We start from the raw sequence: 13850 nt of genomic DNA, 5'->3' as shown, positions 1-13850 counted from the left end.
GCCGTCGTCCCCAGTGCCTGTTGACACCGCGACGGGTGCGGTGGAGAGTCACCGCTGATGGAGATCAACAACCTGACCCCGGCCGAACTGCGGGTGTGGCGTGCCTTTTCCCGGGGTGAGGCCGTGGACTTCCGGGCGGGGGCCGACGAGGACGTGGCGGACGGTGCCGAGTGGGGTGCCGAACGCACCGTGCGGGCCTCCGTGTTGCGGGCGCTGATGCTCAACGGCCCCGTGGAGGACGGTGAGATACCCGCCCTGAAGCTGGCGGGTGCCCGGATCACCGGTGTGCTCTCGCTCCAGTACGGGACCGTCGACCACGCCGTGCGCCTCAGTCATTGCCACTTCGAGGACGTACCGCTGCTGTACGGCTGCCGGCTGCGCCAGTTGAACCTCAGCAACTCCGTGCTGCCCGGCCTCACCGCCGCCACCATGCACATCGAGGCGGTGCTGCGGCTGACGGACTGCCGGGTGAACGGCCCGGTGCGGCTCGGCGGGGCGCAGATCGCCGGGGCGCTGTTCATGGACCGTGCCGAGATCGTCGCGGACGGCGCCGGGGAACCCGCGCTCCAGCTCAACCACATGAGCATCGGCGACGACCTGTGGGCACCGGGACTGCGGGCCCACGGCGAGGTGCGGCTCAACGGCGCTTCCGTGGCCGGTTCCGTCAACCTCAACGACGCCCGGCTCAGTCACCCCGGCGACCTCGTGCTCGACGCCCAGACCCTCGGCGTGGAGGGCGACCTCCACCTGCGGCGCGTGCAGACCTTCGGCTGGATCGGGCTGCGCGGCGCCCGGGTCGCGGGCCGCCTCGACCTGTCGTACGCCCATCTGTCGAACCCCGGCGACGCGGCACTGCGGGCGAGCAGCAGCACCATCGGGGAGCTGTGGATCCGCAAGGGCCCGGCCATGGAGGGCAGCCTCACCCTGCGCCGCGCCCAGATCGACGAGCTGTTCCTGGAGCCGGAGTCGGTGCCGGACGAGGTGCAGTTCAACGGGCTCGTCTACACCTCGCTCACCCCGCAGGAACCGCCCGCCCGCCGGCTGCCGATGCTGGAGCGGGACCGGGAGGGCTATGTCCCGCAGGCCTACGAGCAGTTGACGGCCGCGTACCGCAGGATCGGGGACGACTACGCGGCCCGGCAGGTCCAGCTCGCCAAGCAGCGCCGGCGCCGCGCCACGCTCCCCTGGTACGGACGGCTGTGGGGGCACGTCCAGGACGCGGCCGTCGGCTACGGCTTCCACCCGCTGCGCGCCTGCGTCTGGCTGATCTCCCTGCTCGCCGTCGGCACCCTCGCCTACGGCCTGCACCATCCGCCGCCCCTCAAGGCCGACGAGGCCCCGCGCTTCAACGCGCTGTTCTACACCCTCGACCTGCTGCTGCCGGTGATCTCCTTCGGCCAGGAGAGCGCCTTCGCGCCACGCGGGTGGTACCAGTCGCTGTCGTACGCCCTGGTCATCGCGGGCTGGATCCTGGCGACGACGGTCTTCGCGGGCGTCACGCGGACCATCAACCGGCAGTGATCCGGGGGGACTTGCGGGTACCGCCCGGGTCTGAGGGACAGGTCTACCCGGGCGCCCCGACCACGTCCGCCAGCTCCGCGATGTCCGCCAGCATCCGCGCCGCGTCCGGCTCCCGGCCCGTGAACAGCCGGAAGGCGTCCGCCGCCTGGAAGACCGCCATGCCGCCGCCGTCGAGGGTGGCGCAGCCCAACGCGCGGGCGGTGCACAGCAGTTCGGTCTCCAGCGGGCGGTAGACCACCTCGGCGACCCAGAGCTCGGGGCGGAGCAGCTCGGCCGGGAAGGGCAGGCCGGGGTGGGCGGCCATGCCGGTGGGGGTGGCGTGCACGACGCCGTCGGCCTCGGCGAGCAGCCCGGGCAGCCGGTCCGGTCCGGCCGCGGCCGCCCGCCCCTCGCCGAAGTGCCGGTTCAGCGCGGCCGCGAGAGCGGCGGCCCGGTCGGCGAGCGCGTCCACGACCGTGACCCGCTCGGCCCCCAGGGTGAGCGTGGCGTGCGCGACGGCCGCACCCGCGCCGCCCGCGCCCAGCTGCACGACCCGTTCCAGGGGGACGTCGGGCAGCCCGCGCGCGAAGGACGCGGCGAAGCCGGTGACATCGGTGTTGTGGCCGGTCGCGCGGCCGTTCTCGAAGACCACGGTGTTGACCGCGCCGAGCGCCTCGGCCTGCGGGGCGAGCGCGTCCAGGTGTCCGAGGACCAGCTGCTTGCAGGGGTGCGTGATGTTCAGGCCGTCGAAGCCCAGGTCACGAGCGGCCCGCAGCAGGTCGCCGACCGCCTCGGGACGCACCCCGAGGACGTCGATGTCGATGCGCCGGTACAGATAGCGCAGGCCCTGCCGGTCCGCCTCCCGCTCGTGCAGCGCCGGGCTCAGCGAGGGCCCGATGCCCGCGCCGATCAGTCCGACGAGAAACGAGTCCTTGGCCACGCGGACCTCCTGAGCCGGTCGATGAAGGATCACTAATGTACGAACCAGTACGTTAGCTATATCAGCCGGACCGCCGCCGGGGAAGGGCCCGGCCGCGCCTTCTAGAATCTGCGGCACCGGCCGTACTCCCGAAGGAACCCGATGACCAGCGTCGACGAACCGGCACGACCCAACGGGCGGATCCGCGACGCGGCCCGCACCAGGACCGAGATCCTGGACGTGGCCACCCAGGAGTTCGCGCGGGCCGGCTACGACGGCGCCCGGGTCGACGAGATCGCCGCCCGCACCCGCACCACCAAGCGGATGATCTACTACTACTTCGGCGGCAAGGAACAGCTGTTCACGGCCGTCCTGGAGCGGGCGTACACCGTGATCCGCGAGGCCGAGCAGGAGCTGGACGTCGAGCACCTGGACCCGGTCGCGGCGATCCGGCGCCTGGCCGAGGTGACCTTCGACCACCACGAGCAGCACCCCGACTTCATCCGCCTGGTCAGCATCGAGAACATCCACGGGGCCGAGCACATCGCCGCCTCCGCAAAGCTCGGCAGGATCGGCTCGCCCGCGCTCGACGTGATCCGCCGCATCCTGGCCTCGGGGCAGGAGTCCGGCCTGTTCACGGCCGACGTGGACGCGGTCGACCTGCACGCGATGATCAGCTCGTTCTGCTTCTTCCGGGTGGCCAACCGGCACACCTTCGGGGCGCTGTTCGGCCGCGACCTGGTCGCCCCGGAACAGCGCGAGCACTACCGGGCGATGCTCGGGGACATGGTGATCGCGTACCTGACCGCGGACCGCGCCGGGGACTGACTCCCCCGCCGCGAACTCCGCCGCGAACCCTTGACAGGCGGGAAAGGCGGGCGCACCATCCTCGGCAACCGCTACTAACTACCCAGTGGGTTAATTAGCTGGGTAGCTCCCGGAGCCCCCGAAGGAGCACCGCCGTGTCCGTCCCCGCCGAAGCCGTCGGGCAACCGAAAAAGGCCGCCACCGCCGCCTGGATCGGCAGCGCCCTGGAGTACTACGACTTCTTCATCTACGGCAGCGCCGCAGCCCTGATCTTCCCGAAGGTGTTCTTCGACGAGTCCGACCCGGCCACCGCGACCCTGCTGTCGCTGGCCACCTTCGGTGTCGCCTACGCGGCCCGGCCGGTCGGGGCGCTCTTCATGGGGCACTTCGGCGACCGGGTGGGCCGTAAGAGGATCATGGTCTTCACGCTGATCCTGATGGGCCTGTCGACCTTCCTCATCGGCTGTCTGCCCACCCGTCACCAGGTGGGCACCCTCGCCCCGGTCCTGCTGGTGCTGTGCCGGGTCCTCCAGGGCATCTCCGCGGCCGGCGAACAGGCCAGCGCCAACTCCATGAGCCTGGAGCACGCGCCCCCGCACCGGCGGGGCTTCTTCACCAGCTTCACGCTCAGCGGCACCCAGGGCGGGCAGCTGCTCGCCACGCTTGTCTTCCTGCCGGTCGCCTCGCTGCCCGAGGACCAACTGCTGTCCTGGGGCTGGCGGGTGCCGTTCTGGCTGAGCGTCGCGGTCGCCGTGGTCGGCTTCGTGATCCGCCGCAAGCTGGACGAGACACCGGCGTTCGAGCGGCAGGCCGCCTCCGCGGGGGTCGTGAAGCTGCCGCTGGCGGTGCTGCTGCGGGAGCACTGGGCGGACGTGCTGCGGGTGATCGGCGGCGCGGTCATCGCCTCGGTCTCCACGATCTTCACGGTGTGGGCGCTGGCGTACGCGACGAGCGACGCGGTCGGGATGAGCCGTTCCTCGATGCTGTGGGTGGGCGCGCTCGCCAACCTCGTGGCGCTCGGCGCGATCCCGCTGTGGGCCACCCTGTCGGACCGCGTCGGCCGGCGACCGGTGTTCCTGATCGGCGCGGTGGGCAGCGCGGTGACGATGTTCCTGTACCTGTGGGCGATCTCCACGGGCAACTACCCGCTGACGCTGCTGCTCGGCATCGTCGCCTTCGGCGTCGTCTACAGCGCGGCGAACGGGGTGTGGCCGTCCTTCTACGGCGAGATGTTCTCCACCCGGGTCCGCTTGTCCGGCATGGCGATCGGCACGCAGATCGGTTTCGCCGTGGCCGGCTTCGCGGTGACCTTCGCGGCGCGGATCGCGGGGCCCGACGGTACGGACTGGTCTTCGGTGGCCCTGTTCACGGCGGCCCTGTGTGTCCCGCCGGTGATCGCCGCGCTGACGGCCCGCGAGACCCACAAGGTCGCCACGGAGGACCTGGGCGCACGCCCCCGCGCGGAGGCCGCCCGCAAGGAGACGGTGACGGCCTGACCCTGCCCCGGCCCACCGGCCGCCGTCCCCCGAGTCCCCGGACGCCCTCGCGGCTCCGGGGACTCGGGCGTACGGGAGGGGCTCATGGAAGGGGGCTCACGGGAGGGGCTCGAGGCGGCCGGCCGCCTCAGAAACCGTGTCCGGCCTCAGAAGCCGCGGCGACCTCAAAACCCGCGCCCGACCTCAGAACCCGCGCCCGATACCGCTCGTCGCGGCCTCCGACCGCTCCGCGGCCTGCGCCCGGTACCGCCCCGGCGTGGTGCCGAACTCCCGCTCGAAGGCGTGCGAGAGGGCGTACGGGCTGCCGTAGCCGACCCGGCCCGCGACGGTGGCCAGGGTGTCCGGGGTGTCACGGAGCAGGGTGGCGGCGAGGATCAGGCGCCACCAGGTGAGGTACGACATCGGCGGGCGGCCGACCAGGGCGGTGAACCGGCGCGCCAGGGTGGGCCGGGAGACACCGGCCTCGGCGGCCAGGCGGTCGTTGCTCCACGGGGCGGCCGGGTCGGCGTGCAGCGCGCGCAGGGCGGTGGCCGTCACCGGGTCGCCCAGGGCGCCGGGCCAGACGCCGCCGGTGGTCTCGGCCATCCAGGACCGGATCATGTAGACGAGCAACAGGTCCAGCAGGTTCGGCAGCGCGAGGGAGGAACCCGGCCGCCGCTCGTCCAGTTCACCGGCGAGCAGGTCGATGGCGGCGCGGAGTTCGGGATGGGCGCCCACCCGGTTGACGAGGTGGACGACCTCGGGGAGCTCCGCCATCAGCGGATGGATCCGGCTGCAGTCCAGCCAGTACTTGCCGCACAGCAGCTCCGCGCCGTCCGGCTCGGGCCGGGTGCGCGGGGCCGGCTCCTCGCGCCAGTGCCCGAACGGCACCGCGGTCCGCCGCGCGAGCGCCGCGTCGAGCGGGGAGTCGGCGATCACATGACCCGCACCGTGCGGCAGCAGGACCGCGTCGCCCACGCCGAGCGCCACCGGGTCGCCGCCGTCGGGGAGCAGCCAGCAACCGCCCTTCAGGACGACGTGGAAGCCGGCACCTTCGTACGCCTCCAGCCGCGCGCACCAGCTCCCGCTCGTCCGCACCCGGCGGGACAGGGGGTGGCCCAGGCGCATGACCGAGATCGCGTCGCTGACGACATCCATGCGCCCAGGATATCGATCGTCTGGGGGATGAGACGATCACGTATCTTCCTGAGCGCGCAGCGCATTGAGAGGATCGTCCGGGCTTTCTAGCGTCGAGGCATGACGAATGAACACGAGAGTGCGCGGTCGATGGTGCTGGGCGAGGTCGAGGTGATCCGGGTCGTCGAGTGGCACCAGCCGTTCATGGCCACCGACGAGATGTTCCCGGACGTCACCGCCGACGTCTGGAAGGCCAACGAGGACTGGCTGGCCCCCGACCACTGGGAGCCGGACAGCGGCCGGGCGGTGCTGGCGCTCCAGACCTGGGTGCTGCGCAGCACGGGCCGGACGGTGCTGGTCGACACCGGAGTGGGCAACGACCGGGACCGCCCGGGCATGCCCCCCTTCCATCGCCGCCAGGGCGACTTCCTCGGCCGGCTGGAGCGGGCCGGGGTCCGCCCGGAGGACGTCGACGTCGTCGTCAACACCCATCTGCACGCCGACCACGTGGGCTGGAACACCAGGGACGCGGACGGGGCGTGGGTGCCGACGTTCCCGCACGCCCAGTACCTGATCCCGGCCGCCGACGACGCCCACTTCGGCCCGGACAACGCCTCCGGGAAGGGCCTCCAGGAGGTCGACCGGCTGATCTACGAGGACAGCGTCGCTCCCGTCCACCGGGCCGGTCAGGCCGTGGTGTGGGACGGCACGCACCGCATCGACGCACACCTCACGCTGGAGTCCGCGCCCGGCCACACCCCGGGGTCCTCCGTGCTGCGGCTCGCGTCGGGCGGCGACCGGGCGGTCTTCGTCGGAGACCTGCTGCACAGCCCGGTGCAGATCCTGCACCCCGACTGCAACAGCCGCGCCTGCGCGGACCCCCGGCAGGCGGCGGCCAGCCGCACCCGGATCCTGCACCGGGCGGCGGACGAACGGGAACTGGTGGTCCCCGCGCACCTGGGCGGTACGGGCGCCGTGGAAGTCCGGCGGGAGGGCGGCGAGTTCACCCTCGGCCGGTGGGCGGGCACCAGCCGGTAGCCGTCCGGGTCCCCCACTCGACGTGGGATCTCTCTCGGCGCCGCAGCCCCCGGCCGGATTCAGGGCCGGTCGGGGTGCGCGGACTCGGCGACGCCGTCGCCCCGCGGCCCGCCGGCCTCAGCCCCGCTCGCCCCTGGCCGGGATCCCGTACGCCCGCTCCACCCGCAGGCGCAGCACCAGTCGCCGGTCGCGGACCATCGCCGCCCGGTAGTCGTCCCAGTCCGGATGCTCGCCCTGGACGTCGCGGTACAGGCGGATCAGCTCCTCGACCGTGTCGTCGTGCGGGTCCTTCGCCACCGGGGTGAGGTCGGCGGTGCCCTCGGCGACCGTGTAGGCCCAGCGGTCCGCGGTGGTGACGTGGTACGACGCCCGGGGGTCGCGGCGCAGGTTGCGGGTCTTGGCCCGGTCGTCCGTGAGGGAGACCCGGATGATCCGCTCCTCCGGGTAGTAGGCGTGGGTGACGTTCGAGAGCTGGGGCCGGCCGTCGCGCTTGAGGGTGGTCAGCACCCCGCCGTGGCCTTCCGAGAGCAGTCGGAGCAGTGCGTCCTGCGTCGCGTCCTGAGTCATACCCGGTCAACCGGCCCGTCCGGGCCCCGCATTCCCCCGGGCGGAAACCGGCAGCCCCGCAGCCCGCGGCGATTTCCTGAGCGACGATGATGTCTGAGGTGGTTCCGGACGGGTAAGACGGTTCGCACCTCGACGGACGCGACGGAGGAGAACGATGGCACGGCTGCGGCAAGAGGTCGACCCCTGTGAGGTCGGGCTGGACATGAAGGCGCTCGACCGCCTCGACCAGCATTTCGCCCACTACGTCGACGAGGGCCGGATGCCCGGCTTCCTGGTCTCCGTCTCCCGCGGCGGACGCGTCGCCCACCTCACCGCGCACGGACACCGCGACCTCGCGGCCGGGCTGCCCGTCGAGGCCGACACCCTGTGGCGGATCTACTCGATGACCAAACCGGTCACCGCGGTCGCCGCCCTTCTGCTGGTGGAGGAGGGACGGCTGTCCCTGGACGACCCGGTCGCCGACTACATCCCGGCGTTCGCCGAGCCGCGCGTGTACGTGGACGGCTCCGGTGACACCCTCACCACCCGCCCCGCCGACGGCCCCGTACTGGTCCGGCACCTCATGACCCACACCGCCGGCCTGACCTTCGCCTTCTACCACTCCCACCCGGTCGACGCGCTCTACCGCGAGGCGGGCCTGGAGTCCTCCGTGCTGCCGGGCACGACCCTCGCCGAGACGGTCGCCGTCTACGCGAGCCTGCCCCTCCAGTTCGAGCCGGGCACCCAGTGGAACTACTCGGTCGCCTCCAACGTCCTGGGCCACGTCGTCGAGATCGCCTCGGGGCAGACCCTCGACGCCTTCTGCGCCGAGCGGATCTTCGAGCCCCTCGGGATGCCCGACGCCGGCTTCTGGGTCACGGACCGGCAGGCGGAGCGACTCTCCGAGCTGTACGGCGAGAAGGACGACGGCACGATCGAGCCGGTCCCAGGGCTGCCGCTCAGGGGCCGTCCCCGCCTGCTGTCCGGAAGCGGCGGCATGGTGGCCTCCGCCTACGACGTCCACCGCTTCGCCGAGCTGCTGCGCCGCCGCGGCGAACTCGACGGCACCCGCCTGCTGTCGCCCGAGACGGTCGACCTGATGACCTCCAACCACCTTCCGGGCGGCGCCGACCTGCGCGCCTTCGGCACCAGACCGGCCCATGACGAGCCCGGCAACGACGGCCTCGGCTTCGGCCTCGGCGTCTCCGTGGTGATCGACCCCGACCGCACCCTGGCCCCTTCGGGCCTCGGCGCCTTCGGCTGGAGCGGGGCCGCCTCCACGACCTTCTGGGTGGACCCGGGCCGCGATCTGACCGTGCAGTTCTTCACGCAGGTACGGCCGAAGACGCTGAAGCTGTTCCCGGACCTCAAGCGGCTGGTGAGCGAGGCGCTCACGGACTAGTCGGGCTGGTCCACCCGCAGCGTGAAGTGCACGCCGTCCCGGGCGAGTTCACCCAGCCACTGCTGCGAGCGCGCGTCGGTCCCGGCGGCCCGGCTCAGGCCCGCCGGGAGGGAGCCGTCCAGGATGTGGCCGACGCCCAGGGCGAGCGTGCGGGAGACGCAGCGGGCCATGGCGCTCTCCTCCTCGTCGCCGACCAGGTCGAGGAGGTAGCCGCCGGACCAGGTGCGGCCGTCCTCGGCCCGCACGTCGAGAGAGACGGCGAGGACGACCCGGTCACGGTCGGCGTCCGTCGTCGGGTACCGGGCCGCCAACTCCTTGGCCAGGGCGGCGATCCGGGTGTCGTCGCCGGTCCGCAGCTCCTCGAAGACCGGTTCCCAGGCGCGCAGCCAGCCGTCCAGCCGCAGGGTGCCGCGCACGAAGGTCCGCGGGGTCCAGGCGGCCGGGAGGCCGTACTGCTCCACGAAGGGCAGGCTGTCCCGGTTGGGGTAGACCTCGAAGGTCTCGCCGTCCACGACATGGCGCCGGGTCGCCTCCCAGGGGCGTTCGGCGGTGGTGGGGGTGCCGTTGTCCACGTAACGGGCGGGCGAGCGCAGGGCGTTGAGCACGCCGAGCGGGGCCCAGCTGAAGCGGTACCGGAAGTCGTTCGGGACGGCGGGGACACCGCCGCAGTAGGAGGTCAGGGTGTACGACGCCGGTGTCGTGCCGCCGATCGCCGCGCGGGCCCGGGCGACGAGGCCGTGCGCGAAGAGATGGTCGATCCCGGGGTCGAGGCCGGCCTCGGTGAGGACGACGATCCCGGCCTTCTCCGCCTGCGGCACCTGTTCGAGGAAGGCGTCGGAGACATAGCTGGAGCAGGCGAAGTGGGCCCCCTCGCGCACGCAGGCGGCGAGGACACCGGGGTGCTCGGGTGCGGGGAGCATCGACACGACGACGTCCCCGGGGGCCAGTTCGGCGGCGAGGGCGGGCAGCGTGTAGGCGCGCGGCACGGCCCGTCCGTTGAGCCGCAGTGCTTCGAGGGCCTCTTCGGCCCGTTCCTCGGTGCGGTGCCACAGCAGCACGCGGTCGGCGGTGTCGCACAGTTCCGTCAGTCCGCTGCCGGTGGAGAGGCCTGCGCCGATCCAGTGCACGGTGCCAGTCGCGGGAACCAGGTCAGTCACCGAGGGATCCCCCTTCTGTGATGCCGAGTTCACGGCACGCCTGATGGAACCGCTCCAGACAGCGCCCCCACGGCCCACCGGTCCCGAACTCCAGCAGCAGGGGCAGCAGCGCGGCGGAGAAGTCGGTGCTGGACTCCTCCGGGAGCAGGGACGGCAGGTTGTCGATGGCGATGAGGTCGAGCGGGGGCTCCTTGTGCAGCCGGCGGACCGGGTCGTCCCACTCGGTGACGCGGTCGTAGACCGGCAGGACGTTCAGCGGTGAGCCGACGTCGCAGGTGACGTCGGAGAGGGTGCGCAGCCGGCGGGAGGGGACGTCCAGGTCCTCCTCGCGGACGAAGGGCGGGACGGGGCTGGTGGCGAGGACGCAGTTGACCAGCACGTCGTGGGCGAGCAGGGCGGGGCGGTCCAGGTTCCGCGTCTCGTCGAGGTCCCAGCAGGTCGGCTCCACCCCGGCGACCCCCAGCGCGACCCGCGCTCCCCGTCCGCTGCGGCCGAGGGCCCCGACCACCAGCGCCGTGAACTCCTCGTCCCCGGCGACCGGCCGCAGCACCTCCTCCAGTTCCTCCTGCGAGGTGGGGACGAGCGGCGCGACCAGCCTGCCGCGGTGCTGGAGCACGGCCAGGGCGGCGCCCAGATAGCCGGCCCAGTACCCGAAGGCGGCGAGCCTGCGGCCCTGGTCGTCGACCAGGTACTCCAGGTCGAGGAGCGCCCCTCCCCCGGCGGCGAACCGGCGCAGCAGTTCCGCGGCGCCGGGCTGCCGCTTGTAGGCGTGCCCGAAGAAGAGGTGACGGTGGATCAGGGCGCCCGGCTCGTCCGGGAGTTCCTTGAGACCCACGACCACCGCGTCCGGCGGCGCCCCGGTCGCCCAGGAGCCCGCCGGGGCGACCGCGCAGCCGACCGCCTCGTACTGCTCGATCGGGAAGATCCGCTGCGGGGACTCCTCGACGGTCAGCGTCACCCCGGCGTCGACCAGGCGCCGGGCGTCGGACGGCACGAGGGGCGTGCGTCGCTCGGTGGAACGGACCTCGTGGCGCAGCCACAGATGGAGCTCGGTCATACGCGGTTGGCCTCCGGGCGCGGGGCGTCGGCCGCGAACCGGCCGGCGCTGAGCGGGCTGATGTCCACGAAGGGTACGCGGCCCAGGTACAGGTCGCGGACGACCTCGCCGACGGCCGGTCCCTGGAGGAAGCCGTGGCCGGAGAAGCCGGTCGCGTACAGGAAGCGGGAGACCGAAGTCGCCTCGCCGATCAGGGCGTTGTGGTCGGGGGTGAGCTCGTAGAGGCCGGCCCAGCCGCCGGTGCGGCGCAGGTCGAGGAGGGCGGGGGCGCGGTGGGCCATCGCCTCGGCCAGACGGGGGATCCAGCGGTCGTGGGTGGCGGTGTCGAAACCGGGTCGCTCGTCGGGGTCGGACATGCCGAGGAGGAGGCCGGGGCCCTCGCCGTGGAAGTAGAGGCTGCTGGTGAAGTCGATGGTCATGGGCAGGTCGGGCGGCAGCCCCTCGACCGGTTCGGTGACCGCGATCTGCCGGCGCAGCGGCTGCACCGGCAGGTCGACACCGACCATCGCGCCGATCGCCCGCGACCAGGCGCCGGCCGCGCAGATCACCGTGTCGGTGGCGATCCGGCCCTTCGTGGTGACCACGGCGGTGATGGCGTCGCCGTGCCGTTCGATGCCGGTGACCTCGGTGTGCCGCAGGATCGTCGCGCCGTGGCGGCTGGCGTCGGCCGCGTAGCCGTGCACCACCGACTCGGGGGTGCAGTGGCCGTCCTCGGGTGAGAAGGCGGCGGCGAGCAGTCCGTCCGTGGTGATGAGCGGGGAGAGCCGCTGTGCCTCGGCCGGGTCGATCATGCGGCTGGGGACGCCGAGGGAGTTCTGGAGCTCGACGCTCGCCTCGAAGGACGCGACCTCCTCCGGCGTCGACAGCAGGAAGAGGTAGCCGACCCGGTGCAGTCCGATGTCCTGCCCGGTGTCCTGCTCGAACCGGGCGAACGCTTCCAGGCTGCGGGCCCCGAGCCGGATGTTGAGCTCGTCGGAGAACTGCGCCCGCACCCCGCCCGCCGCCTTCGAGGTGGAGCCGGAGGCGAGTTCGTCCCGCTCGATCAGGACCACGTCCGGTACGCCGGCCAGGGCCAGGTGGCGGGCGATGCTCGTGCCCATGACCCCGCCGCCGACGACGACCACGCTCATGCGTGCTCCTCCCGGGCGGCCCGCACCACGGCCCAGGCGGCGGCCGCGTCCTGGATGCCGAGGCCGACGCTGTTGTAGTACACAATGTCGCCAGGCCCCGTTCGTGCCGTGGCACGTCCCGTCAGGACGTCTCCGAGCGCCACGAGACGGATCGGCTCCCCCGCTTCGAGCGCGGCCACGACCGGTCCGGCGTGCTCCGCCGCGGTCACCGGGTCGTCGACGACGACGGCCCCCGATCGCACCGCTCGCCGCAGGACCTCCGCGTCGGCCTCCCGGCGGGTGGGTTCGAAGGAGCCCACGCTCACCACCGTGCAGCCGGGCGCGAGCCATGCCCCGTGCACGACCGGTGTGCTGCTCAGTGTGCAGGCGGCGACCAGTGAGGCCCCGCTCACGGCCTCCTCGGCGCTGCCGACCGCCTCGACGGGGAAGCCGAGGTCCGTGAGCGTGCGGGCGGCGCGGGTGCGGTGGTGCGGGGTCGGGCTCCACAGCCGTACGGACTTCAGGTCCCGTACCCGGGAGATCGCCCGTACGTGGGCCAGGGCCTGGGTGCCGGAGCCCAGGACGGCCAGGTCGGTGCTGTCCGGGCCGGCCAGGGCGTCGACGGCGACGGCGCTCGCGGCGGCCGTGCGCAGGGTGGTCACCGCGGTGCCGTCCATGACGGCGGCGAGGCGGCCGGTCTCCGGGTCGAGGACCGTCACCACGGCGTGGATCGTGGGCAGCCCGGCCGCCGCGTTGCCCGGATTGACGCTGCCGAACTTCGCGACGGCCCCGGAGTCGGCGGAGAGCCGGGAGACGTAGGCGAAGACCACGCTGTCGTCGAAGCGGCTCGGATGCATGATCTTCGCCGGCAGGTCGGCCGTCCCGGAGCCGAGCGCGGTGAAGGCCGCGCGCTGCGAGGCGATGGCCGCATCCACGTCGAGCAGGCGGGTGACCTGCTCTCCGGAGAGGAAGAGGACGTCGTCGGTCATTCCCTCTTCCTGTCCGGATTTCCCGTGCCGGAATCCGTCCGGCGGTCAGGACAGGTGGGCCACCGCGTCCAGATGGGGCAGGACGTGGTCCAGCCGCTCCCGCTTGGTGCGCAGATAGGTGATGTTGCTCTCGCACGGGGTGATCAGCAGCGGGACCGTCTCGGTGACCTTGATGCCGTGCCGCTGGAGGGCCTCGCGCTTGCGCGGGTTGTTGGACATCAGCCGCACCGAGTTCACGCCCAGGTCGTGGAAGATCCCGGCGGCGACGCCGTAGTCCCGGGAGTCCACGGGCAGGCCGAGCGCGAGGTTGGCCTCGACGGTGTCCAGGCCCTCCGCCTGGAGCGCCATGGCGCGCAGCTTGGCGAGCAGGCCTATCCCCCGGCCCTCGTGGCCGCGCAGGTAGACGACGATGCCGCTGCCCGCCTTGACCACGGCCCTGAGCGCGGCGTCGAGCTGGTCGCCGCACTCGCAGTGCTGGGAGCCGAACGCGTCACCGGTCAGGCACTCGGAATGCAGCCGGACGAGCACGTCGTCCGAGCCGATGTCACCGTGCACCAGGGCGACTTGTTCGTCACCGCGGTCGTGATCGAGGTAGCCGACCGCCTGGAATTTCCCGTACACGGTGGGCAACGGGGCATTCACCACGCGCTCCACACCCGTACGCTGTGGTGCCTTCTTGCCGAGTACGCCAACTTTGTCTGTCATGATCTGGTT

The 13850-nt window shown here is 72.6% G+C and carries 13 protein-coding genes; 5 read left to right on the top strand and 8 right to left on the bottom strand.

All coding sequences use genetic code 11. The features are described from left to right. The first annotated feature begins 57 nt into the window (after positions 1–57). Positions 58–1521, top strand: coding sequence for a membrane-associated oxidoreductase (locus ACFULQ_RS18860; protein WP_383545102.1), 1464 nt, complete (start codon positions 58–60; stop codon positions 1519–1521). 43 nt (positions 1522–1564) lie between these two features. On the opposite strand, the gene ACFULQ_RS18855 is transcribed toward ACFULQ_RS18860, so the two are convergent. Beyond that, positions 1565–2440 (bottom strand): shikimate dehydrogenase, encoded by an 876-nt coding sequence (locus ACFULQ_RS18855; RefSeq protein ID WP_383545099.1) that lies wholly within the window; start codon positions 2438–2440, stop codon positions 1565–1567. A gap of 141 nt (positions 2441–2581) precedes the next feature. Between ACFULQ_RS18855 and ACFULQ_RS18850 the strand changes: the two genes are divergently transcribed. Both ACFULQ_RS18850 and ACFULQ_RS18845 read left to right on the top strand, forming a co-directional pair. Further along, positions 2582–3247, top strand: coding sequence for a TetR/AcrR family transcriptional regulator (locus tag ACFULQ_RS18850; RefSeq protein ID WP_383545096.1), 666 nt, complete (start codon positions 2582–2584; stop codon positions 3245–3247). Positions 3248–3381: 134 nt separating this feature from the next. Next, positions 3382–4722 (top strand): MFS transporter, encoded by a 1341-nt coding sequence (locus tag ACFULQ_RS18845; RefSeq protein ID WP_383545093.1) that lies wholly within the window; start codon positions 3382–3384, stop codon positions 4720–4722. 183 nt (positions 4723–4905) lie between these two features. On the opposite strand, the gene ACFULQ_RS18840 is transcribed toward ACFULQ_RS18845, so the two are convergent. Next, positions 4906–5859 (bottom strand): cupin domain-containing protein, encoded by a 954-nt coding sequence (locus ACFULQ_RS18840; protein WP_383545090.1) that lies wholly within the window; start codon positions 5857–5859, stop codon positions 4906–4908. 99 nt (positions 5860–5958) lie between these two features. Here ACFULQ_RS18840 and ACFULQ_RS18835 point away from each other — a divergent pair, with 99 nt between their 5' ends. Beyond that, entirely contained in the window at positions 5959–6876 is a 918-nt protein-coding gene (locus ACFULQ_RS18835) for an MBL fold metallo-hydrolase (protein WP_383545087.1), read from the top strand. 117 nt (positions 6877–6993) lie between these two features. Here ACFULQ_RS18835 and ACFULQ_RS18830 read toward each other — a convergent pair whose 3' ends face one another. Next, positions 6994–7443 (bottom strand): PPOX class F420-dependent oxidoreductase, encoded by a 450-nt coding sequence (locus ACFULQ_RS18830; protein WP_383545084.1) that lies wholly within the window; start codon positions 7441–7443, stop codon positions 6994–6996. 154 nt (positions 7444–7597) lie between these two features. On the opposite strand from ACFULQ_RS18830, the gene ACFULQ_RS18825 reads away from it, so the two are divergent. After that, positions 7598–8824 carry a serine hydrolase domain-containing protein gene (locus ACFULQ_RS18825; RefSeq protein WP_383545081.1) on the top strand — a complete coding sequence of 409 codons (1227 nt, stop codon included), beginning with the start codon at positions 7598–7600 and terminating at the stop codon, positions 8822–8824. Here ACFULQ_RS18825 and ACFULQ_RS18820 read toward each other — a convergent pair. Genes ACFULQ_RS18820 through ribA form a run of 5 tightly spaced genes read right to left on the bottom strand, consistent with a single transcriptional unit; the run spans position 8821 to position 13841 of the window. Further along, positions 8821–9981: a saccharopine dehydrogenase family protein gene (locus tag ACFULQ_RS18820; RefSeq protein ID WP_383545079.1), complete on the bottom strand. Its 1161-nt coding sequence runs from the start codon at positions 9979–9981 to the stop codon at positions 8821–8823. The genes ACFULQ_RS18825 and ACFULQ_RS18820 overlap by 4 nt on opposite strands. Next, complete coding sequence (locus tag ACFULQ_RS18815) at positions 9974–11038, bottom strand: saccharopine dehydrogenase (RefSeq protein WP_383545076.1); 1065 nt, start codon at positions 11036–11038, stop codon at positions 9974–9976. Before ACFULQ_RS18815 ends, ACFULQ_RS18820 begins: the two co-directional genes overlap by 8 nt. Then, complete coding sequence (locus tag ACFULQ_RS18810; RefSeq protein ID WP_383545074.1) at positions 11035–12168, bottom strand: NAD(P)/FAD-dependent oxidoreductase; 1134 nt, start codon at positions 12166–12168, stop codon at positions 11035–11037. The genes ACFULQ_RS18815 and ACFULQ_RS18810 overlap by 4 nt, the downstream gene beginning before the upstream one ends. Then, the gene (locus ACFULQ_RS18805; protein WP_383545071.1) at positions 12165–13136 is read right to left on the bottom strand and encodes an ornithine cyclodeaminase family protein; all 972 of its coding nucleotides are present in this window, start codon (positions 13134–13136) and stop codon (positions 12165–12167) included. Before ACFULQ_RS18805 ends, ACFULQ_RS18810 begins: the two co-directional genes overlap by 4 nt. A 45-nt stretch (positions 13137–13181) precedes the next feature. Then, positions 13182–13841: a GTP cyclohydrolase II gene (gene ribA, locus ACFULQ_RS18800; protein ID WP_383545069.1), complete on the bottom strand. Its 660-nt coding sequence runs from the start codon at positions 13839–13841 to the stop codon at positions 13182–13184. Between the last annotated feature and the right edge of the window lie 9 nt (positions 13842–13850).

This window comes from Streptomyces sp. NPDC057253 (assembly GCF_042669125.1).
Classification (GTDB): domain Bacteria; phylum Actinomycetota; class Actinomycetes; order Streptomycetales; family Streptomycetaceae; genus Streptomyces.
This window is presented reverse-complemented; position numbering and strand designations above follow the sequence as displayed.

What these genes read in the sequence shown, in the direction of transcription:
- ACFULQ_RS18860 (WP_383545102.1), top strand. Translation starts at nt 58, where the DNA reads ATGGAGATCAACAACCTGACCCCGGCCGAACTGCGGGTGTGGCGTGCC.
- ACFULQ_RS18850 (WP_383545096.1), top strand. Translation starts at nt 2,582, where the DNA reads ATGACCAGCGTCGACGAACCGGCACGACCCAACGGGCGGATCCGCGAC.
- ACFULQ_RS18840 (WP_383545090.1), bottom strand. Translation starts at nt 5,859, where the DNA reads ATGGATGTCGTCAGCGACGCGATCTCGGTCATGCGCCTGGGCCACCCC.
- ACFULQ_RS18835 (WP_383545087.1), top strand. Translation starts at nt 5,959, where the DNA reads ATGACGAATGAACACGAGAGTGCGCGGTCGATGGTGCTGGGCGAGGTC.
- ACFULQ_RS18830 (WP_383545084.1), bottom strand. Translation starts at nt 7,443, where the DNA reads ATGACTCAGGACGCGACGCAGGACGCACTGCTCCGACTGCTCTCGGAA.
- ACFULQ_RS18825 (WP_383545081.1), top strand. Translation starts at nt 7,598, where the DNA reads ATGGCACGGCTGCGGCAAGAGGTCGACCCCTGTGAGGTCGGGCTGGAC.
- ACFULQ_RS18815 (WP_383545076.1), bottom strand. Translation starts at nt 11,038, where the DNA reads ATGACCGAGCTCCATCTGTGGCTGCGCCACGAGGTCCGTTCCACCGAG.
- ACFULQ_RS18810 (WP_383545074.1), bottom strand. Translation starts at nt 12,168, where the DNA reads ATGAGCGTGGTCGTCGTCGGCGGCGGGGTCATGGGCACGAGCATCGCC.
- ACFULQ_RS18805 (WP_383545071.1), bottom strand. Translation starts at nt 13,136, where the DNA reads ATGACCGACGACGTCCTCTTCCTCTCCGGAGAGCAGGTCACCCGCCTG.
- ribA (WP_383545069.1), bottom strand. Translation starts at nt 13,841, where the DNA reads ATGACAGACAAAGTTGGCGTACTCGGCAAGAAGGCACCACAGCGTACG.